Source organism: Fischerella sp. (assembly GCF_013388695.1).
Lineage (GTDB): Bacteria > Cyanobacteriota > Cyanobacteriia > Cyanobacteriales > Nostocaceae > PCC9605.
In genome coordinates, this window is the sequence record NZ_JACAEU010000115.1 from 71,263 (window position 1) to 90,083 (window position 18,821).

Annotated in this window: 20 protein-coding genes and 1 tRNA gene; 6 read left to right on the forward strand and 15 right to left on the reverse strand. The window is 42.5% G+C overall.

What is annotated here, in order from left to right:
* Positions 1-28 precede the first annotated feature (28 nt).
* The 5 genes from HXY43_RS15650 to HXY43_RS15670 form a co-directional block, all read right to left on the reverse strand.
* Entirely contained in the window at positions 29-1,294 is a 1,266-nt protein-coding gene (locus tag HXY43_RS15650) for a glutamate-5-semialdehyde dehydrogenase (RefSeq protein ID WP_290884371.1), read from the reverse strand.
* A 4-nt stretch (positions 1,295-1,298) separates the two neighbouring features.
* Positions 1,299-1,706, reverse strand: coding sequence for a hypothetical protein (locus tag HXY43_RS15655; protein ID WP_026731237.1), 408 nt, complete (start codon positions 1,704-1,706; stop codon positions 1,299-1,301).
* 269 nt (positions 1,707-1,975) lie between these two features.
* Positions 1,976-2,146: a hypothetical protein gene (locus HXY43_RS15660; RefSeq protein ID WP_290884373.1), complete on the reverse strand. Its 171-nt coding sequence runs from the start codon at positions 2,144-2,146 to the stop codon at positions 1,976-1,978.
* Positions 2,117-2,188, reverse strand: a tRNA-Gly gene (locus HXY43_RS15665). Before HXY43_RS15665 ends, HXY43_RS15660 begins: the two co-directional genes overlap by 30 nt.
* Positions 2,189-2,283: 95 nt before the next feature.
* A complete protein-coding gene (locus HXY43_RS15670; protein WP_290884375.1) occupies positions 2,284-2,625 on the reverse strand; it encodes a DUF1269 domain-containing protein in 342 nt (113 codons plus the stop codon).
* A 174-nt stretch (positions 2,626-2,799) separates the two neighbouring features.
* On the opposite strand from HXY43_RS15670, the gene HXY43_RS15675 reads away from it, so the two are divergent.
* Complete coding sequence (locus HXY43_RS15675; RefSeq protein ID WP_197035995.1) at positions 2,800-2,976, forward strand: hypothetical protein; 177 nt, start codon at positions 2,800-2,802, stop codon at positions 2,974-2,976.
* Positions 2,977-3,266: 290 nt separating this feature from the next.
* Positions 3,267-3,530 carry a DUF3146 family protein gene (locus HXY43_RS15680; RefSeq protein ID WP_026731235.1) on the forward strand — a complete coding sequence of 88 codons (264 nt, stop codon included), beginning with the start codon at positions 3,267-3,269 and terminating at the stop codon, positions 3,528-3,530.
* Between the two features lie 64 nt (positions 3,531-3,594).
* Here HXY43_RS15680 and HXY43_RS15685 read toward each other — a convergent pair whose 3' ends face one another.
* The 3 genes from HXY43_RS15685 to ntcA form a co-directional block, all read right to left on the reverse strand.
* The gene (locus HXY43_RS15685; RefSeq protein ID WP_290884378.1) at positions 3,595-4,038 is read right to left on the reverse strand and encodes a pre-16S rRNA-processing nuclease YqgF; all 444 of its coding nucleotides are present in this window, start codon (positions 4,036-4,038) and stop codon (positions 3,595-3,597) included.
* A gap of 149 nt (positions 4,039-4,187) precedes the next feature.
* On the reverse strand, positions 4,188-5,681 hold the full coding sequence (locus tag HXY43_RS15690) for a DUF3084 domain-containing protein (RefSeq protein ID WP_290884380.1): 1,494 nt from the start codon (positions 5,679-5,681) through the stop codon (positions 4,188-4,190).
* 259 nt (positions 5,682-5,940) lie between these two features.
* A complete protein-coding gene (ntcA, locus tag HXY43_RS15695; RefSeq protein ID WP_026731232.1) occupies positions 5,941-6,612 on the reverse strand; it encodes a global nitrogen regulator NtcA in 672 nt (223 codons plus the stop codon).
* Positions 6,613-7,260: 648 nt separating this feature from the next.
* On the opposite strand from ntcA, the gene fabI reads away from it, so the two are divergent.
* Both fabI and hisB read left to right on the forward strand, forming a co-directional pair.
* Entirely contained in the window at positions 7,261-8,037 is a 777-nt protein-coding gene (gene fabI / locus HXY43_RS15700; RefSeq protein ID WP_290884383.1) for an enoyl-ACP reductase FabI, read from the forward strand.
* 127 nt (positions 8,038-8,164) lie between these two features.
* A complete protein-coding gene (gene hisB, locus HXY43_RS15705; RefSeq protein ID WP_290884384.1) occupies positions 8,165-8,809 on the forward strand; it encodes an imidazoleglycerol-phosphate dehydratase HisB in 645 nt (214 codons plus the stop codon).
* Between the two features lie 374 nt (positions 8,810-9,183).
* Here hisB and HXY43_RS15710 read toward each other — a convergent pair whose 3' ends face one another.
* The 5 genes from HXY43_RS15710 to HXY43_RS15730 all read right to left on the reverse strand — a co-directional run bounded on the left by HXY43_RS15710 (position 9,184) and on the right by HXY43_RS15730 (position 15,759).
* The gene (locus HXY43_RS15710) at positions 9,184-10,464 is read right to left on the reverse strand and encodes a tetratricopeptide repeat-containing serine protease family protein (RefSeq protein WP_290884386.1); all 1,281 of its coding nucleotides are present in this window, start codon (positions 10,462-10,464) and stop codon (positions 9,184-9,186) included.
* Positions 10,465-10,511: 47 nt separating this feature from the next.
* Entirely contained in the window at positions 10,512-11,921 is a 1,410-nt protein-coding gene (locus HXY43_RS15715) for a tetratricopeptide repeat-containing serine protease family protein (RefSeq protein ID WP_290884389.1), read from the reverse strand.
* 49 nt (positions 11,922-11,970) lie between these two features.
* Complete coding sequence (locus HXY43_RS15720) at positions 11,971-12,528, reverse strand: COP23 domain-containing protein (RefSeq protein ID WP_290884390.1); 558 nt, start codon at positions 12,526-12,528, stop codon at positions 11,971-11,973.
* A 347-nt stretch (positions 12,529-12,875) separates the two neighbouring features.
* Positions 12,876-14,222 carry a TldD/PmbA family protein gene (locus HXY43_RS15725; RefSeq protein ID WP_290884392.1) on the reverse strand — a complete coding sequence of 449 codons (1,347 nt, stop codon included), beginning with the start codon at positions 14,220-14,222 and terminating at the stop codon, positions 12,876-12,878.
* Between the two features lie 94 nt (positions 14,223-14,316).
* Positions 14,317-15,759, reverse strand: a complete 1,443-nt coding sequence (locus HXY43_RS15730) for a TldD/PmbA family protein (RefSeq protein WP_290884394.1) — start codon at positions 15,757-15,759, stop codon at positions 14,317-14,319.
* Between the two features lie 110 nt (positions 15,760-15,869).
* Here HXY43_RS15730 and HXY43_RS15735 point away from each other — a divergent pair, with 110 nt between their 5' ends.
* Positions 15,870-17,579, forward strand: a complete 1,710-nt coding sequence (locus HXY43_RS15735; RefSeq protein WP_290884396.1) for an RluA family pseudouridine synthase — start codon at positions 15,870-15,872, stop codon at positions 17,577-17,579.
* 43 nt (positions 17,580-17,622) lie between these two features.
* Here HXY43_RS15735 and HXY43_RS15740 read toward each other — a convergent pair whose 3' ends face one another.
* Positions 17,623-18,069 carry an SDR family NAD(P)-dependent oxidoreductase gene (locus HXY43_RS15740; protein ID WP_290884398.1) on the reverse strand — a complete coding sequence of 149 codons (447 nt, stop codon included), beginning with the start codon at positions 18,067-18,069 and terminating at the stop codon, positions 17,623-17,625.
* A 31-nt stretch (positions 18,070-18,100) separates the two neighbouring features.
* Between HXY43_RS15740 and HXY43_RS15745 the strand changes: the two genes are divergently transcribed.
* Complete coding sequence (locus tag HXY43_RS15745; protein ID WP_026731223.1) at positions 18,101-18,634, forward strand: SH3 domain-containing protein; 534 nt, start codon at positions 18,101-18,103, stop codon at positions 18,632-18,634.
* Here HXY43_RS15745 and HXY43_RS15750 read toward each other — a convergent pair.
* Positions 18,611-18,821, reverse strand: a 211-nt coding sequence (locus HXY43_RS15750; protein ID WP_290884401.1) for an SH3 domain-containing protein, incomplete at its 5' end; no start/stop codon positions are given. The genes HXY43_RS15745 and HXY43_RS15750 overlap by 24 nt on opposite strands.

An 18,821-nucleotide genomic window follows, 5' to 3' on the forward strand; every position in this document is an offset into this window, starting at 1 on the left:
TTTTTGACTCTTGACTCTTGACTCTTGACTAAAATCTGCCGTTTCCCTGCACAATATGCTTGACGGTAGTCAGGCTTTCTAAGCTAATTAATCCGCGTCGATGACCTCTCTGGTTCGACATACCCAGAAATACATTATCTCCCCGTGCCGGATTACGGCTGAAACGTGGGGAGGCGTTAATGTAACCGGAGGCGCTATTGACTCCTAGGGCAAATTGCCGACTTTCCTGGTAGGATTCTGTAACGATGCAGTCGGCATGACCGCTGCTGTATTGGTTAATCCAGGCGATCGCAGCCTCTAAGCTATCCACTAGTTTAAAAGCTACTGTCTTGGTTAAATAAGCGCTTCCCCATTCTCCTTCTTTAGCTAGATGCAATTGCGGAAAGGCCTCTACTAGTTCCGCATCTCCTTTAATTTCAAAGCCTTTTTCCTGCAAGCTGTTCCACAAGGTAATCAAGGAAGATGGCATGGCTTGCCGATGAATCAAAACTTTTTCGATCGCATTTACTGGATCGGGTTCGCTGCAATGGCTATCTACAATCATCCACCGCACCATTTCCAAACTGCCATTCAAAGACCAGTAAAGATAACAATTCCCCATCGCTGATCTTAATACGGGCGCTGTAGACTGCCGCACTACCTGCTGTACCAAGCTAGAACGTCCGTAGGGAATGACTAAGTTCAGATATTGGTCTTGGCTGACTAAATCGCGAATAGAAGCACCATGTTCTGTTTGGATCAATTCTATACAGCCAAGTGGTAGACCAGCATCAGCAATACCATTTTGCAATGCATCAGCGATCGCTGCGTTAGAATGGCTAGCTTCTGTACCACCTTTGAGAATCAGAGTGTTGCCTGTTTTAATACATAAACCTGCGGCGATCGCAGCTAATTCAGGAAACGCTTCGTAGATAAACGCAATTACACCCAAAGGCATTAACTGCGTATAAGTCTGAGAATCTTCTAGTTGGTAGTCAGCACTACGCACGCGCCGCAGCGGATCTGATAATTCCCCTAAGCGTTGCAAAATTTCTAAAGTCGCTTCTAGTCGTTTTGGTGTCAGCTTCAGCCAGTCCAGAATCAAATCTGGTACTGCCATTTCCCGACTAGCTTCTAGATCTAAAGTATTAGCTTCTAAAATGTCGTCAAAAGAGCGTTGTAGCGCTTCTGCCATTGCCAAAACGGCACGGCTGCGATCTGCACCCTTGGTCATTCCCAATTTTAAGGAAGCACCATAGGCGCGTTTGGCGCTAGCAATTGCTCCGGGGATATCATCAAAAGCATCCACTGTCATTTACTTAACGTCTGTAGGTAAGCCAGACCATCAGTGCGGGTAGAATCGCCAGTAGCACCGCTACCATTGCCCAAGCAATTATGCTCGAACCACTTGCTAAGCGTAGCGCTAATGGCAACCATATAATCACTAGCACGAAAATAATGCCAAGTGCTACTGGTAGATAGCTTTCTCCTAAGCGTGGATGGACAACTTGCCAGCTAGAACCTGTCCAGCGCCAAGCACGTTTGTAAGGATAAGTAGTGGAAAGCTGCTCTAGCACATAACCATTTTCTTCGGCCACAAATATTTGCTGACAGCGATCGCATCCAAACGCTTCTGTTAAGGTAATCGGAATTAACCGGCCCCGACGACGGCAGGGACAGGGATATTCGCTATTGAAGTCAAGTTTTTCTGGTTTTTGGGATTGCACAAGCGGTCTTGTAACTTGAGCGTGTGTTCAACAGCAAGAGAATATCATTTCCTGATCAAGGTTCTTGAGGCTAGATACTCTCCTTTAAGCTTTTTTATAACAATTCAGCCAGTTTGTGTTTTTCTTGCACACTGAATGTATTTTGGTTCCATTCAGTGGTAAAAAAGGTTTGCACCTGACAATCAAGCCATTTACACAAGTCTCTCTTAATCAAGTGTAGTTCATCCTACACAAATCTTGTTTGCTAGACTTGGGAATGTTTAAATTCTTCAGATGTCTACGGCGATCGCTGCAATCACCTCACCATTACACTCCCTGTAATGCTTCCGTATAGTACTCCACAAACCGCTCCGTAAATCGTCACGTACACGGCGGGGACTTTCTCCTAAGCGAAGGGGATTAAATCCAGAAGCGGGTAACGCGATTCGAACGCGCGACATTCACCTTGGCAAGGTGACGCTCTACCACTGAGCTATACCCGCAAATCTCGCATACATACAAATATGTCAGATGTATCAGTGTTTGTCAAGGGGTAACTAGAAATTATTTGTTGCTACCCCTTTCCCAAACTTTAAGTTCAAACTGTGGGATTATTTTCGACGCTTGCAATTTTTGATCCTTGATTCAAAGCCTCTTGCAACTTTGCCTCATCCTCTTTCGATAACGAAGTTCGCAGAACTTTACCTCCAAAGCGGCTGAGGTCTTCCAGGACTTTGTCTGGAGTGACCTTCCGAACCAAGACGAACAGAGCCGAAGTTCCAGGTTCTAGGGAATTGCCAATTTCTTTAATGAAATTGTCATCAATCCCGATATCTGCTACCAATCCTGAAATCGCACCAGCAGCAGTACCTACTGCCCAACCCAGTAATGGATTGAAAAATATTAGACCGAATAAAATTGCAGACTCGTCTTTCCTCACAAATTCCTCACATTGTTTTCATAACTTGAAAATAGAGACGAGGCTAATCATTAGTATGAGTTCGATATTGGTCTTAGTTAAACACCTCATGTAGTCATCTTAATACTCATAATGACATGAGAAGCAACAGCCTGAAAAATAAAACTTTTTAGCAGGAAAATTGGAGAAAAAACTATGTTTACGCTCAAGCAAGCACGAAATTTTGTCTATTATCTTGTGACTTTGCCGCTTAAGATTATCCGTTATGTTGCCGAAGCTGCAATCAGAATTTTTGGTCCAAATGACGATGAGTATCCCAATATAGGAGTTCAACCTTTCGAGGGAGAATCGGCTGGCAGTAACTCTTGGTAAGATGTTATGGTTTGCCAACAAGCAAGCTCTAGTTCGCTTGCCAAGGCTATTTTCAGTTGAAATCAAATATAACCAAGACAAAGGTTCGGCTCATCTGATGTGCAAGCAGGATCAAATTAATTGCACTCGAATGAGCCATATTTATTGCTATTAGGCGCTTCTGTAGAGAAATTGATTTTCAACCCAATTAAGTTAGAAATTTCAATTACTTCCATAGGTGTATTTGATGTATTTTGGGTAAATGTAAAGCTATAACTGGTTAGCTTTTATCCATTTTGACATCAAGCAACGTGAGTGCTAAACGTTTACCACAAACTACTGCCCATGTCCGGATTATCCGTCAATCCTGGCAATACGGCTTACTTGAAGGTGAAGTAAGAGCAGGAGATTTTGAGTGGCAATTCCAATGGCACTTTCGCCGGGGAGAGTTGTCTGTGAAACCATCTCAAGGTCGTGCCTTAATTAAAGAACCCCTTGGTCGCTTTTTGGAGCAACGAGATTACCAGCTCGAGCCAGGAGGAGACTATGCTTTTACAATTCGCGCGGAACTATAAAATTATGAATTATGAATTATGAATGATAAAAAAATTTCATAATTCATAATTCATAATTCATCATTCATTTTGCTGATTCTGTAAGGCGATTGAGATATCTTTCAATCAGAAGAATAGCAACAATGTCATCTATTGGTCGTGGAGGTGTTCGCATACCTTGTGGTAAAAGTTTCATGATTCCTTTGGGGGGGTACATTTGCCAATAGCGATCGCGTGCTTCTAAGCTGGTGTAGCGTTCATCGACCAACATGATATTCAACTGATCTGATAGTTCTTGTTGCAATTGCTGTTTCCAGCGCTTGGCTGTGGTTTGATCCCCCATGACCATCAAGGAGATAGGAAATTTTTGCCGCAGTGTTTTAATAGTGGCGATCGCTTCACCTGATGGTACAACCTCGTGGTAATGCAGTTTTCGGTCTAGTCCCATGACCGCTAGACCACACTTATCTTTACCCGGATCGAAGCCCAAAATCACTGGTTGAGTTGGTGTAAATTCACTAGTATTCATATCAAAGTAATATTAAACGTTTCTAATATTAGGAATTGTTAGTGGTTAGTGGTTAGTGGTTAGTGGATAGTAGATAGTGGTTAGTGGATAGTAGGTAGTAATCAACTACTAACTATTAACTACTAACTACTAACAATATCTTCACTATTTTAAGTACTAAAAATCACTTGTCCATTTTGAATTGCTAGCAATCTAACTTTTAATGGCCCAGCAGTATAAGTGTCTTGTGCTGCAATTGCTTTGATATCTAGTCGTTGGTCTGATTGCCGTAACTGAGCAATAAAGCGGATAAAGGTACCATCTATTTGAATATCTTCTAAAATTCCAGCATTGCGCGCACGAAATTGCGAGGCAGAAATTAACAATTCTAACCGCTGTCGCAGTTGATAAGATGTCATGTTTTTGGGATCGGCCGTAGTTGCAGCCAGCACTTCACCTCCCGAAAAAACGACTTGATTTAGTGATGCATCGGCGAAAAATTCTATCGGCTTTTCCCCTCTCACATAATTGCCTGCACAGAAAATTCGCACTACATATTCTCGACCGTCTTTAATTTGCTTGCTTAATTGCTCAATTTGTTCCTCGGTAACACGCAGTACCTGCACATTTGGGGGAGGATTGATCCCAGGCTCGGTTAATTCGATGCTGGCACTTTTGTTGGCTTCTTGCAATAACTGGATAACTGCCTGACGAGCAGCAGAAGGCTGTTGGACGCGAACTACACCACCAGCAAGAACTTGACCGCGGGCTAATGCTAGTTTCCCCAGGCGTAAGTCACGAAAAGATTGGTAATATTTCTCCAGCCTTGCGACTTCCTGTTCGAGATAATTCTGTTGTTTTTCTAATTCTTTCAGGCGAGTTTCTCGTTGGGCAATTATTTGCTCTCGCGCTGCGATTTCAACATTGCGCTGTTGCATCAGGCGATCCAGGTCGGCGATTTTGAAATCGCGCTGTTCAATAGCTTCCTGGCGCTTGGCAAGTTCGCGATCGCGTTTGTCAATGGCCGCTTGGGCTTCGGCAATTGCTTGTTTAGCTTCTTCGTAAAGTCTTTGGCGTTCTGCCCGGAGTCCTTTAATTTCGGCTAGTTGCTTGTTTCTCTCTTGATAAACGTTTTGCAACTGAGCCATAGCTTGCTGGTACTGAGTTGCTACTTGATCTAGCTGTTTTTGGGTACGTTGGAGTTGGGCTTGGGTTCGCGCTTTTTGGTCAATAGTGCGGTTGAGTTGGGTTTGTGTTTGCTGTTGCTTGGCATTAGCGGCTTGTAAGGATTTATTAATTTCCTGCAAGTCTTGTTGAGCTTTTGTTTGTTCTTTTCTGGCTTGGTCTAACTCTTGTTTTGTTGTATCAAGTTGTTGAGTTGTATTCTCTAACTGTACGCGCTTACGCCTAAGGTCTTTTTGAATGTCCTCTAGTTCAAATACGCCTTTACGCAAGCCTTCATCGGCTAAAAATAAAATTCCCAGGGTTGATGCTGAAATGCCCAATCCTGTCAAAATCGTTACTAATACAGCCGTGTTTTTTGGTCGTAGGTTAAATAGTGAGAGCCGTTTCTTGCCAACCCGCGTGCCTATGCGATCGCCCACGGTGGCAATAACGCCTCCTAAAATTAAAATTGCAATGATGAGGATGTACCCGGTGGCCATCTTTAATATTTACCGAAGAAATCCTTCCAGATACAGCCTACTACTTTCAGGCGTTTTGTGTGGGGGATCGGAAGACTTCTTGCAGAAGTCGGGAAAAAGTTAATTTATCAGGGCAAGGGGCAAGGGGCAAGGGGCATAAAAATTATGAATTATGAATTATGAATTATGAAATTTTCAGCATTCAGCATTCATCATTTTCACCTATTCCCAATGCCCAATCCCTAGTCCCTAGTCCCTAATCCCCAATCCCCAAGTGCTTTTAAGTGAATTGCCGACTTAAGGTAACAGGCTTATGAACAGTGATTTTTTTCTTGTGTATGGAAATCAACTTCTTTTCGCGCAAATCGCCTAGTAACCTGGTGACGGTGACGCGAGTAGAACCAATTGCTTCAGCGATCGCCTGATGAGATAGCTTGAGGTCAATTGTGATTCCATCTGCACAAGGAACACCAAAATCCCGACAGAGAATTAATAGAAAACTGATCAACCTCGAACCCATATCACGGTGAGCAAGTGTTTCAATCATCATCTCTGTCTGGAGAATCCGCGAAGACAAGCCTCGCAACATTAACATCGACAATTCTGGGTTGTCTTTGAGTGCTTGTTCCACCTGTTCAATTGGAGCTGATAACAATTCTACAGGTGTAAAAGCAACTGCATGATAAAAGCGATCGGACTTGTTTCCCGTTAGTAGGGACAAAACCCCAAAAACGCTATTTTCCCGCAGTAGCGCTACGGTAATTTCTTCTCCTGCCTCGTACACCCTGGATAGTTTCACTGCACCTTTTAAAAGAAAATAAACTCGTTCTGCAGGATCGCCGGGGAAAAAGATCGTTTTGTTGCGTTCAAACGTTTCCACAACTGGCGGAAACGCTCCAGTCGCCATCTGACGAAAAACATTTGCTAGGGCTTTATCTTGTGTCACGATCATCTCCCTTCCCCTACCCAATGCCGGAAAAAACTAAATATAGATTACCTAAGAATACACCCGAAAAATCAAGAAAACATTGTTAACCTTTCTGTTCTTTCCTATACTTAACCTCTTTGCCTCTTAAATGTTTGTCCAACATGATACAAAATTTATCCTACTGGGATCTAGTACTTTGTATTAGGTACTTTCAAAATTGTAGACAATAAGTTTTTTAAGAAAAAAGAAAGATTCATTGAGATTCTCTTAAAGTTTTAGTGCAGATTTTGTGGCAGCAAACAGCCTTGTCAATAATCATAAAACATCATGTGAGCATATCAACCAAGAAGCACAAAGCAGGCTTAGGTGAATTTGTGCATCCTAATATATTTTTTAAAAAAATAATTAAATGTAGTTTATACCAAACTTGTGACAGATTTTTATAAAACTCTCATTGCAACAGTTGCTGGAATATAGGTAAGAAAAGTAAGCACAATGGGTTTTGCCGAGTATCTTGAGGTTGTTTACCATAACCAGTAAAGGTCTTAATCTTTTATAACCTCACCTCTTCTCAAGTTGAAAGTGTCAAATTTGTAAATCGTGTCCAAAACAAAGACAAACTAGACTCAGATTCTAGTATGCTCCTAATGAAACATCGCACTAACAATTTATATGCTGGATTTAACTGGAAAAAATGCCTTGGTTACTGGCATTGCTAATAACCGCTCGATTGCCTGGGGTATTGCCCAACAACTGCACAAAGCCGGTGCTAACCTCGGCATTACCTATTTACCAGATGAAAAAGGCAAAATGGAGAAAAAGGTCGCAGAACTGGTAGAACCCCTCAACCCTAGCCTGTTTCTGCCCTGTAACGTCCAAAATGACGAGCAGGTTAAGTCTGCTTTTGAGACAATCCGCGATAAGTGGGGCAAGTTAGACATCCTCATCCATTGCCTTGCTTTTGCCAACAAAGACGATCTGAGTGGGGACTTTAGCCAAACCTCCCGTGAGGGTTTCCATACAGCTTTAGAAGTCAGCACTTACTCCTTGGCGCAGCTGGCGGGTGCAGCTAAACCTTTGATGACACAAGGAGCAAGCATAGTCACTCTCACTTATTTGGGTGCTGTCAGAGCAATTCCCAACTATAACGTCATGGGAGTTGCCAAAGCTGGGCTGGAGGCTAGCGTACGTTACCTGGCTGCGGAACTAGGCCCCTCAAATATCCGGGTGAATGCCATTTCCGCAGGGCCGATCCGCACTTTAGCTTCAAGTGCCGTTGGAGGTATTCTAGATATGATTCATCATGTGGAGAAAGTAGCTCCTTTGCGACGTACTGTGACTCAAACAGAGGTGGGTAACGCAGCAGCTTTCTTGTGTAGCGACTTGGCAAGCGGAATTACAGGGCAAGTCCTGTATGTAGACTCAGGATATGAAATCATGGGAATGTAAGGGGGACTGGGGATTAGGGACTGGGGACTAGGGACTAGGAAATTATTTTCAATACCCACTACCCAATACTCCATCCCTAAACCCCAATACCCAATACCCAATCCCCAATACCTAATCCCTAATACCTATGCAAATAAGCGATCGCCAAACTCTTTCTTCATCCAACAATCAGTCCACCAAAACCCCGCGTATTGCCTCTTTACGCCGCACTACGGGGGAAACGGATGTACAAGTCACGATTAATCTCGATGGTACAGGGGTTTGCAATGCAGCTACTGGCATTCCGTTTTTAGATCACATGCTGCATCAAATAGCATCTCATGGGTTAATTGACTTGGATATCCAAGCTACGGGAGACTTACATATTGATGACCACCACACTAACGAAGATGTAGGTATTACCCTCGGACAAGTTATTAGCCAAGCACTGGGCGATCGCAAAGGTATTGTCCGCTTTGGTAATTTCCTCGCACCTCTGGATGAGGCATTAATTCAAGTGGCGTTGGACTTTTCTGGACGTCCCCATCTCAGCTACGGCTTGCAAATTCCCACCCAGCGGGTGGGAAGCTATGATACGCAACTAGTACGCGAATTTTTTGTAGCGCTAGCGAATAATAGCCAAATGACGCTGCACATTCGCCAGTTAGATGGCATCAATTCCCATCACATCATTGAGGCGACGTTTAAGGCGTTTGCAAGGGCAATGCGAATGGCGGTGGAGATCGATCCCCGGCGTGCAGGGACGATCCCCAGTTCTAAGGGGGTGTTGTAGAAAAAATTTGCGTAAAAGAGGGGGGAGTTGAAACGCAAAGGCTCGCAGAGGTAAGCGCAGAGGCTCGCAGAGTTTTGAACTGAGAGTTTCGCTAGGAGCTTGTGTAATGTTGCGCTTGGTGAAGTTGTACACTGGTGTGCATCGTCACTCTATAGTGTATACGTAAAGGGGCGATCGCTTCAATTTAGGTAATGCAACTTTGTTACATACAATTTCGTATCCAGATTTTGTATGTGTACGCAATGGGATATTAAAGCCTCAAATATTCTTTATTGTTGCAAAGGACTTATTGCCTCTCCTGCTTTTTTATAAGGTTCGTTAACTGCTTCTGGAGTGCTATCAATTCCTTGGGTTTCTCCTATAAGATTGTTATCTTAGTCTATCAATCGATATTTTTGTAGTTCGCGCATCATCACAAGTGTTTTTTGATATGCTTCCATCCTTCCTTGTTGTTTAAATAACTCCGCAGCTTTTTGCAAGTCTGCTTTTCCTCCTTGCTTATCTTTTAATTCCAAACGGGCAATACCCCGGTAAATATAGGAATCAGCATTGTTGGGATTAATTCGTAATACTTCGTTAAAATCAGCAATTGCCGATTGATAATTTTGCAATTGGAAGTAAGCATAAGCGCGATTATAGCGGGCGTTAGTCCCGATGGAAATAATCCGCAGTGCTTGACTGAAATCCTCGATACTTCCTTGTTTGTCACCCAATTTAAAGCGAGCTATACCTCTATCATTGTAAGCTTCAGCATATTGTGGATTAACCTCAATTGCTTTACTATAATCTGCGATCGCTCCTTTTAAATCACCTTTAATCTCCTTTTGCCCACCCTGAATATAATACTCATCACCTTTAGGTGATGTAGCAACGGTTGCAGGTAAAGAAATACGCAGGTCAATTCCAACAGTTTTTGACTGTTGCACAAAAGTATTAATCGGTACAGCAAAATTTCGGGTGGTTTTGAGTACGGCAACATTGGGATTTTCTGAGGCTTCCTCTGCTGTGTCACTATCAGCGTGAATGGCGATTAAGTCACCGTTTTCGTTCAATACTGGACTACCATTCATTCCTGCTAATGTTTGATTGTCGTACATTAACGCATAACCATTCTGCAATGATTTTGAGGCATTGGAAGCATTAGCAGTTGTTTTTCCTGGTGCAAAATGTTCTACGCTTTTTTTGGTTGTACTTGTTGTTTTGGAAAACCCAAAAACGTAAACTTTATCGTTACTTTTGATGGTATCGGAGTTTCCTAGCTTGGCTACTCTATAAGTTTTATTGCTCACAAATTTAGCTACTGCTAAATCTATATTATCCGGAAGTCGCTTAATATCCTTTGCTTCATAAGATTTTCCATCAGAAGTAGTAATTTTATATTTGCCTGATTTTTCTCCTACAACATTAGCAGCAGTCAAGACAGTGTATGTATTTCCTTCCTGTTTGATAATTACACCACAACCATGACTGTTTTCACTATTAATTTGTACTGTGATAGAGCTAGCGTTATTACTGATGATACGAGGGTCGAGAGCAGCGATCGCTTTTTGTGTCTTTACTGGTGTAGGTATTGGGAAAAACCGATCAATATCCACAACTGCACTGAATATAATTGCAGTTGTCGTCAATCCGTAAAGCCATAATCGTAATTTCATGGAATTTTCACCTCACCCATCAGATATCGATTGCGTAATTCAATCGGCTACAGTTGATACTGTTTAATCAAAGCCAGCGTTTCCAAATACTCATTTTTTCTACCTGCTTGTTGGAATAACTCAGCAGCTTTTTGCAAATCAGCTTTAGCTCCTTTTCTGTCTCCTAATCCCAAGCGGGCAGCACCTCGTAGGTAATACGCTTCGCTATAGTTGGGATTAATTTTTAGCGCTTGAGTTAAGTCAGCTACTGCATCCTGATGTTCGTTTTGGAAAAAATGAGCTATACCCCTACTCAAATAGGCGTGAAACAGAGTGTCACCTTCATCCTCGTTCTCATTGACTAGCTCAATTACCTTAGTTAAATCAGCTACTGCTCCCGGCAAGTCTTCACGTAGTTGGGCACGAGCAATTCCCCGCGATAAATAGAATATATACGTATTGGGGCTAAGGCGAATCGCTTCACTGTAATCGCTAATTGCAGCCCGATAATCCTTGAGTTGTTGTCGCGCATGTCCTCGTAGTTGATAAGCAAAAGCATATTTAGGATTCAATCGAATCGCTTCACTGAAGTCATTAATTGCCCCTTGCAAATCACCTTGCTCACTCTTATTCAAGCCTCGGATATAGAAATCATCACCTTTAGGTGCTGTGGCGACTGGTGCAGGTAAAGAAATACCCAAATTTATCCCAACACTTGCTGAATGCTGTACAAAAGTATTGATGGGTATAGCAAAATTGCGTGGATTTTTGAGGGAACGACCGCTATTAGCTGCTTCTCCAGAACTATCTCCAGAATTATCTCCTTTTCCGTGAATGCCTATCAACTCCCCTTTGCTGTTGAGAACTGCACCACCACTCATACCTTGTAACGTCGAATTATCATACGCTATTGCATAGCCTCGCTCAATTGCTTTGGCGGCGCTACCAGTAATTCTTCCTTGAGTAAATTTTCCAGTTCGGCTTTTGGTTGTATCTTGAACCTTTGGAAAACCGTATACATAAACCGCAGCACCGATGGAGCTTTCGTTTGCATCCCCTACCTTAACGCATTTATACTTGCGATTACTTATAAACTTTACTACTGCTAAATCAAGATTATTGGGTAGTGGTTTTACTTCAGTAACGGCATGACGTTGTCCATCTGGTGTAATAATTTCATATTTATCAGGGTTTTTTAAGACCTCTTTGGGGTTCTTGACTACGTGAGCCGCAGTTAGAACAATGTAAGTATTCCCCTCCTGTTTGACTAGCACACCCGAACCTGGAGTCCCTGGAATTTCCATCCGGACAGTGACTTGTTTGGCAATTTCATTCACTGCTTGTGGAGATAACGCCAATACTTCTTGTACCTGCACCAGCGCCATTGATACACCTATTAATGCCGATGAAATTACATAATCAAACTTCATAAACACCTCGAAAATGCTTTTCGCTTGCTCAACAACGGTGTTTGTCACGTATTAAAAAAGATATCTTTCAGCTTTGATTCATAAGATAAACAATGTTTCACTTTTGTGATGCTATCCCTTGTATATAAGCATCAACATCAATTACCAGATCGTCGCCCCCAGCTTCATCTAAAACTCTACCAGCAGCCAAACCACGAGTGTCTAACAAACTAGTTAATACAGCACTAGGCTTAGTCCCGGGTTTGAGTGTAAATAACACGTTATTATTTGTACACGCATCGCCCTGTTGTGCAACAGCACACACTACTGATTGTTTGTTGATAATTCCAGTAATAATATATCTGAGGGTGCCATGATCGTAGCTGCGCTGAAATCTGCGAGATACCTCATTACAGCGTATTTGTGGTGTCCACGGTGGTGGAAAGCTATTTTCAGAAACCCAACGTAGCATCATTATCTGTCTGCCACTTTGCGTGCGTACATAAGTTGCAGGTACGGTTTTGCCTTGATGTTTGCTTTTACCGCAAAAAAAGATTGTATCTACAGCGTAGGTAGGCTGATTTACCAATGCAGTTACAGTAGATGTAACTAGTATGATGATGCCAAACAATCCTGTTAACTCTGCCAAAAGTGGACTGAATAAGCCTTGTTTCATAACACAAGTGTATTTAGTCTAAAAAGTTAACTCAGAGTAGTTGCGAAATATGTATACTAATTCCCAAACTGTGCCGCAGTGTTTTCCAACTTACTTTGATATATACCAGTATCAGTAGGAAATTCTCTGAAAAGAATTATTAAGTTCAATCACCTTAAAACAGTGTTTTTTAAGTAAAAATTCTGAATGAAAATCAAGGCAATTGGTTAATTATTTTACTTTTTAATAACGCAAAACTTCCTCTGCTTTGAGAGCAAAAATTTTCGGTGGGAGCTAGGCAGAGTAACCGCTCCCTAAATAGCCTTGATTATAGGCAAAACTAGAAATTTTACGTGGCGATCGCAATACTACAGCGTATACGTAAAGTCTTTTACCAACATGCCAGGAACCATAATTCCTCCAAGTTGGCGACTTTCGTAGGTTCCGACTTCGGGGATAAATTCTTGAAAATTGGTTAAATCTAGGAGATTTTCTCCCCAGAAGCGATAGAGGCTATCATCAAAGCGCAAATTCTCTATGGGTGCGACGATTTCGCCACCTTCTACCCAAAAACAGGCATAACGAGTCATACCTGTGATTCTACCCGTGGGGCGATCGCTCCAATTTAGGTAATGCAAGTTTGATACATACAATCCTGTATTCAATCTGGGTAAGATATTTTCAAATGCTAAGTTTCCCGGATTCACTTCTGGCGCACGTAAGGATTCGGAACCGTTAGCGCCGTTGGCAGTTTTTTGATATTCTTTAGCGGTGCGAGAATTAATCAGGGTATTTACTAGTGTGCCTTGTGTAATAATTGGTAATTCTGGTGCTGCCATTTCTCCCCACTCATTAAAACGCGGTACCGATCCCCGCTGAAAGTTTTCTTTGAGGTTAAATATAGAAGCAAGCTGTTTTTCTTGACGCGATAGAGGAGCTAAAGCACTGTTTCCTTGTTGTAAATCAGCTTCACTTACACCTCCCCAAGAAAGCATGGTCAATAAATCAGCTACTGCTGCTGGTGCAAAATAAGTTTTATACTGTCCTGGTGGTAATTTTTTAACCGAGCGAGAAAGTAATTCTAGTTGTTTTTTAGCTTCTTTTATTTTGGCTGTGTAGGCTGGTTGATGCCAATCACTACCTGCAAAAATACCTTTAACAGCTTGTCCTTCAGGGTTAAATATAGAGTAATCCAAAGTAAAAGAATCAGTAGTAAACCAGTGTTTTTGACCACTGGAATCAGCATAAGCGTTAATTACAACTCCTCCAGCGTAGAAGCCTGTAAAATCTAATTCTTTTACTGATTCCAAAATTGTCGGTGCTACTGCTTCTTCAGGTAATAAATTACCAGTATGTACTTCTCGACTGGTGTTAGTTCCTGATGGCAACACCAAATAAGGATCTAAAGGTAGCAAGGAAATTTCTTCGCGTAATTCTTGCAAGGCTTTGTATGTTACTTGCCAATCTATTTCCCAATTACCAGTAAAAGGAATCTGTCGAAAATTGCTGCGCTGATTTTGCATTAAAGTCAGTTCAATCCAGCCATCAGCAACAATACCAGTTTGTCTGACTTTGGCATGATTAAAACGAGTAAATTGACTGCGTTCGCTGTTTAATTTCACAGTAAATTGCTCGCTTGCTTGTTTTTTAAGCAAGAGAGTTTCAATCAGTTGGTTAAAGCTGACTTCTAAAGTAGATAATTCCTCGTGTTTCATCTAAATTCCTTTGTGAATTATGAATTATAAATTATGAATTATGAAAATAAGAGAATTTCTATTTCATAATTCATAATTCATCATTCATCATTATTTACGTGCCGCCACCGAATACTTCGACGTTGGCAAATACACAAACGGGTGAACCATGCCCTACCCAAATAGCTTGATTTGGTTCTCCTTTGCCACAGTAAGGAGTGCCGTACATTTCCCAAGTAGAGGAGTTTCCGACTTTGATTAGGCTGTGCCAAAATTCTGGGGTAGTGGCTCGATAGTTGGGATTACGGAGGGTTTTGGTTAACTGACCGTTCTCAATCAATTTAGCGTACTCGCAACCAAATTGAAATTTATAACGGCGATCGTCTATTGACCAGGAACGATTAGATTCCATATAGACGCCGTGTTCTATGTCGGCAATAATTTCTGCAAAGGAGCCTTTCCCTGGTTCTAAATTTAAGTTAGCCATCCGGTCGATGGCGGGTCGATTCCAAGAGCAAGCACGCGCACAAGCTACTCCCGCTACACCAGCTCTTTTTTGACTTTCCAAACTGCCCAAACCGCGCAGCAGCACACCCTCTTTGATTAGATATTCTCGTGTTGCTACAGCACCAGTGTCATCGTAACCATAGCTGGCTAATTCACCAGGTACAGTAGGGTCAAAGGTAATGTTCATCAAGGGAGAACCATATACTAGAACCCCAAAATCACTTTTGTTAACAAAGCTACCCCCGGCGTAGTTGCGCTCATCTCCCAAAATTCTGTCAATTTCTAGGGGATGTCCAACACTTTCATGAATTTGCAGCATCATTTGGTCTGGTGCCAAGACCAGATTAGTATGTGTGGTTGGGCATTCGTCTGCTGTCAATAGTTCTACTGCCTGTTCGCCAATTTGCTGTACCTGCTGCCATATGTCTTCTTGTTTGAATAGTTCTATTCCACCTTGGTAATAGTTTGCTTCCCAACCATTATTAGTGCGCTGTTGGACGATCGCTCCATCTTGGGCGATCGCTCCGTAATTGCTGCTGAAAAACATGAATTTTTGATACACTTCTGAGCCGTTGCTGCTGACAAACCATGTTTCTCTTTCCCTGGCGTTAGCACTGGCTGTGGTTCGGACAATTTGATCGGAGACTTTCAAGGTTTGGCAGATGCGGACTAGTAAATCGTTGATTTCCCCAGCACTGAGAGCATCCAATGGTTCGAGAAAAGGGGAAACATATTGACCAAGAACTTTGGGACGCTCACTTGAGGCTTGGAACGGATGTATCCACCACTGACTAGCTGCTAGTGCTTGTTTATATGCTTGTTCAGCGGCGTCTTGCAAGCTCACAAGTTCTAGAGAATTAGTAGCAGCATAGCCTATACAGCCATTAACCATAACTTCCAGCATCGCTCCGGTGGTGGAAGATTTACCGTTACTTTGGGGTAAACCATCGCGAATATAACGATGAGAAGAAGTTTCTTTTACTACTCTGATCCCGAGCCAATCAGCGGGGATGTTGATGTTAGCGATCGCTTTTGTGAGTTCAGACCACATATTGTCGTGACACTGGAGTGAGCAGAAGTGTAAATATATTATGTTTACCTTAACGTGTTAGAAAGAAATCAAGCCTGCTCAAATCAAGCAGATTTAAAATCATACCTTTTATGGTATTCCTACATCCGCTTTCAGATTTCATTAACTGTAACTCTTGGAGCGCCAACTCATCTGTTAGCTATTACTATGAAGGACGTTGTCCGCAAACTGGCGAAGTACTCAGACTTCCCCGCACTGCTTTGGCAGAGGAAATCGCCTATGGTTTAATGCGATACCTCGCCACTGATGACTGTTATTCCTGTGAAGGCAAGATGTATGGAATATTACTCGTTGAACTGCCTGATGGTAAACAATGGGTACTGAAAGCGTTCTCTGGATTACTCAATGGTTGTAGTGTGGTTGAGGGTTGGGTGCCGCCGATCCCCGGACGAGACGAAGTAACGTTAGAAGAAGCTCGGACATTGGCGGAATTGGGCGCTATCAAGCAGGAGTTAATTAACCTGAAGCAACTGAGCGAACGGCAGCAATACGAAATCCTGTCTCGCGAGTTTGAACTACGTCTGCAAGAAATGAGCGATCGCCATCGAGATCGCAAACAGCAACGACACGAACAACGTCAGATACTTTGCGAAACGCTGACTGGGGAAGCACTCGCTGCTGCTGTTGAACAACTCGATGCCGAAAGTCGTCGGGATGGAATTGAACGACGGCAATTCAAACGCCAACGAGATGAGGCATTACAACCGCTCAAGCAGTTGATTGCAGCAGCAGATGCACAAAAGCGGGAACTGAAACAACGCCGTAAAGAACTGTCCCGCCAACTGCAAGCGCAGATGCACGCTGTTTATTCCCTCACGAATTTTTTCGGAAAATCGCGATCGCTACAGCAATTGATGCCACAAGGTTTGCCTACTGGCACAGGAGAATGTTGTGCTCCAAAGTTACTTCATTATGCAGCAACACATGGTTTCAAACCATTGGCAATGGCAGAGTTTTGGTGGGGATCATCCTCTGCTAATCAAGACAAAATCCAAGGAGAATTCTATGGAGCTTGTGCGGAGCGTTGTCAACCATTGATGGGATTTCTCCTGTCAGGATTGTCTCAAAGCAATCCGACAGCAGAGATAGACACCCCACCCCCAACCCCTCCCCTAGGTAAGGGGAGGGGAGGTGATGATGTGCGATCGCTGGGATTCGATCTTCTTTATGAAGACGAATGGCTGATTGTCGCGAACAAACCCCCAAGCTTATTATCGGTTCCAGGTCGTGATCGCGATCGCCAAGATAGTGTCCTCAGTCGTTTACGTCAGCTTTTACCTGATGGCATGGCGCTTGCAGCGGTTCATCGGTTAGATCAAGAAACATCTGGTATTCTCTTACTAGCTCGCGATCGACAAACTTATCGCCAACTTAGTTGGCAGTTTCAACAACGGCAAGTTCGCAAAGTTTATGAAGCTTTACTTTGTGGTTGTGTGACTATTAATCAAGGTGTAATTGAACTGCCATTGTGGGGAGATCCTCAGAATCGTCCCTATCAGGAAGTTAATTGGCAGTACGGAAAACCAAGTGTAACTCGCTTCCAAGTGCTGGCAAGAGAAGAAGACTCTACTCGTATAGAGTTTATGCCACTAACAGGACGCACACATCAATTGAGAGTTCATGCTGCTGATGCGAGAGGACTTGGTATACCCATTTTGGGAGATAAACTTTACGGATGTCGTGCAGTCACAAGTCGATTACATCTACATGCGAGAGAACTTTACTTTGAGCATCCACAGTTAGGAGAAAGCTTTCATCTAAAGGCAAAGACGCCTTTTTGATTATTAGTCTGGAAGTAAGCAAGTTGGCGAGAAAAAATCCAAACTATCTTGTCAGCGCTACTACACCAAAAAAATTCACTTCCATCAACATTCTGTCAACCAGTAGTGGCGTATCTTTCACTAGCGATCGCTGACTAATTCCGGCATTGTGAACAACAATATCAATCTGTCCGAAATAATTGATCGCAGTTGCTACTTTTTCTGGAAATTCTTCGGACTTTGTCATATCCATTGGTAATATGAACACCTGTTGAACAGGTAATTTTGTCGCTTTTTTGACTCTTTGCAGTTCCTCCTCACGTCTGGCAGAAAGCACAAGTTTACTGCCTTGTTTGGCAAAAGCATATGCCAGTGCTTCACCAATACCAGAGGATGCTCCTGTGATCCAAACTACTTTGTTATTGAAATTTACCATGACGGAGAAATATATAGGTTCAAGATTTTGTATTCTTTGATATGTGGGTGAACATTGCACAATTCCAGTTTTCATTGGAGTCAATGCTTTAGAGAGTGCATCAACCATGAGATGGATAACAAAAACTTCGATCAATGCATTGTTAATTAGCCTCAGTTGTGGATTAATTCTAGGTTGTAATCATAACAACAATAATCAAGCTGAACTTCCTATACAGCCCATTCCAGCAACAAATAACACCCCAATTATTCCGCAAACTTCTCCTCAGGAGAATGAAACCTCACCGAAAAATTCTACAGTTTCTTCTCAAACCGCTCTAGGTGATCATGGTAATTCAAAGGTTAGTAGTTCCAATACTAAGATCCCTTATTACGCGTCTCCTGAACCAAACTCACGACAAATAGGTACAACTTCATCTGGAGAGCAAGCCCAAATTATTGATCGGGTTTATGGTGCTGATAGATACACATGGTATCGAGTACGGTTTAACAAATCAGGATCTATCGGTTGGGTTTCAAGCCAAGATATTAAAGACCTTGACACCTCTTCTCCTCCCACTCCAGGTTCTCCTTCTTCCTCAGATATCAGGGATGATAACTACCTTTTACACAAGGATCTACTGGTGATTGGTAATTGGTGATTGGTAATTGGCATTTTTCTTTCCTATTACCCATTGCCTTTGCTGTTGAAATAATGCCAACATCAACAAGCGAGCATATACCCAACCTTCACCACCGCGTTCACCAACTATTTTTGACCACTCACCCTTGCGTTCGATGATTTCGACGCGATCGCCCTGTCTGAGAACGTAAGTCGAGCGATACTCA

What these genes read in the sequence shown, in the direction of transcription:
- HXY43_RS15650 (WP_290884371.1), bottom strand. Translation starts at nt 1,294, where the DNA reads ATGACAGTGGATGCTTTTGATGATATCCCCGGAGCAATTGCTAGCGCC.
- HXY43_RS15660 (WP_290884373.1), bottom strand. Translation starts at nt 2,146, where the DNA reads ATGTCGCGCGTTCGAATCGCGTTACCCGCTTCTGGATTTAATCCCCTT.
- HXY43_RS15675 (WP_197035995.1), top strand. Translation starts at nt 2,800, where the DNA reads ATGTTTACGCTCAAGCAAGCACGAAATTTTGTCTATTATCTTGTGACT.
- HXY43_RS15685 (WP_290884378.1), bottom strand. Translation starts at nt 4,038, where the DNA reads ATGAATACTAGTGAATTTACACCAACTCAACCAGTGATTTTGGGCTTC.
- HXY43_RS15690 (WP_290884380.1), bottom strand. Translation starts at nt 5,681, where the DNA reads ATGGCCACCGGGTACATCCTCATCATTGCAATTTTAATTTTAGGAGGC.
- ntcA (WP_026731232.1), bottom strand. Translation starts at nt 6,612, where the DNA reads ATGATCGTGACACAAGATAAAGCCCTAGCAAATGTTTTTCGTCAGATG.
- fabI (WP_290884383.1), top strand. Translation starts at nt 7,261, where the DNA reads ATGCTGGATTTAACTGGAAAAAATGCCTTGGTTACTGGCATTGCTAAT.
- hisB (WP_290884384.1), top strand. Translation starts at nt 8,165, where the DNA reads ATGCAAATAAGCGATCGCCAAACTCTTTCTTCATCCAACAATCAGTCC.
- HXY43_RS15710 (WP_290884386.1), bottom strand. Translation starts at nt 10,464, where the DNA reads ATGAAATTACGATTATGGCTTTACGGATTGACGACAACTGCAATTATA.
- HXY43_RS15720 (WP_290884390.1), bottom strand. Translation starts at nt 12,528, where the DNA reads ATGAAACAAGGCTTATTCAGTCCACTTTTGGCAGAGTTAACAGGATTG.
- HXY43_RS15725 (WP_290884392.1), bottom strand. Translation starts at nt 14,222, where the DNA reads ATGAAACACGAGGAATTATCTACTTTAGAAGTCAGCTTTAACCAACTG.
- HXY43_RS15730 (WP_290884394.1), bottom strand. Translation starts at nt 15,759, where the DNA reads ATGTGGTCTGAACTCACAAAAGCGATCGCTAACATCAACATCCCCGCT.
- HXY43_RS15735 (WP_290884396.1), top strand. Translation starts at nt 15,870, where the DNA reads ATGGTATTCCTACATCCGCTTTCAGATTTCATTAACTGTAACTCTTGG.
- HXY43_RS15740 (WP_290884398.1), bottom strand. Translation starts at nt 18,069, where the DNA reads ATGAAAACTGGAATTGTGCAATGTTCACCCACATATCAAAGAATACAA.
- HXY43_RS15745 (WP_026731223.1), top strand. Translation starts at nt 18,101, where the DNA reads ATGAGATGGATAACAAAAACTTCGATCAATGCATTGTTAATTAGCCTC.